The organism is Nostoc sp. UCD121 (genome assembly GCF_014222285.1).
In the GTDB taxonomy this organism is placed as follows: Bacteria; Cyanobacteriota; Cyanobacteriia; order Cyanobacteriales; family Nostocaceae; genus Nostoc.
The window spans coordinates 1-351 of the sequence record NZ_JACKZS010000547.1; the positions used below are offsets into that span (position 1 = coordinate 1).

Sequence of the window (351 nt, forward strand, 5' to 3'; positions counted from 1 at the left end):
TTATTGACCAACAAACATTGCAGAACTCCACCAATGCCTCCATAGCCGATAATTTGCAGGACATCCCCGGAGTAGAGATAACAGACAACTCCTTGGCAGGCCGTAAACAAATCCGCATTCGTGGCTGGATTTGCCCCTATATTTCCAGACATCTGTTATCACTTAACCCATTACAAGCCCGCTGCCGCAGATATTCCCGTGGCGAGCGATAACCCAGCGCACTATGCGGATGCCATTCGTTATAATGCTCGAACGCCTCTGCAAGGTTCTTTGCTGCCGTTAACCCGTCTGGTTTGGGCATGATACTGATGTAGTCACGCTTTATCGTTTTCACGAAGCTCTCTGCTATTC

1 protein-coding gene is annotated in these 351 nt (G+C 48.7%); it reads right to left on the reverse strand.

Annotated features, from left to right (window positions below):
• Window positions 1–136: 136 nt before the first annotated feature.
• Window positions 137–351 (reverse strand): integrase core domain-containing protein (locus tag GNF10_RS37425; protein WP_001509541.1); only part of this gene is annotated, 215 nt, incomplete at its 5' end.